General features: G+C 70.0%; 1 protein-coding gene. It reads right to left on the bottom strand.

Going from position 1 to position 410, the window contains the following annotated elements; all coding sequences use genetic code 11:
• On the bottom strand, nucleotides 1-410 hold a 410-nt coding region (locus tag GV790_RS29055; protein WP_163818013.1), incomplete at both ends, for an AMP-binding protein.

Raw genomic sequence — 410 nt, 5'->3', positions numbered from 1 at the left:
CCGACGACGACGCGCGCGCCCGGTTGAACGCGATCACGCACCCGCTGACCGGTCGCCGCCGCATGCCGCAGATTCTCCGGATCCGAGATCAGGATCTTGGTCGCGGTCTGCTCCAGCGCGCTGCGCAGCTCACTGCCTGGTGCCAGCAGCACCGCGACGGCACCGAGCCGCGACAGCGCGGCCACGGCGACCAGGGCGCTCGGTCGGGTCTCCATGACGACGCCGACGCGGGTCGCGGGCCGGATCCCGACCGAGATCAGACCGCGCACCACATTGTCGATCCGGACATCGACGGCGTCGTTGGTGTGCACCCGATCGTCGAACAGGAAGCACTCCCGCAGCGGCGCACGCTTGCACTGCTCGGCCATGAGCTTGCCGAGCGAGATGCGGGTGTGCGGCTGGATCATGCC

Origin of the sequence: Nocardia cyriacigeorgica, from assembly GCF_010858045.1 — a bacterium.
Taxonomy (GTDB): domain Bacteria; phylum Actinomycetota; class Actinomycetes; order Mycobacteriales; family Mycobacteriaceae; genus Nocardia; species Nocardia cyriacigeorgica_E.
The sequence above is the reverse complement of the archived record's forward strand: the minus strand, read 5'-3'. Positions and strand labels throughout refer to the sequence as shown.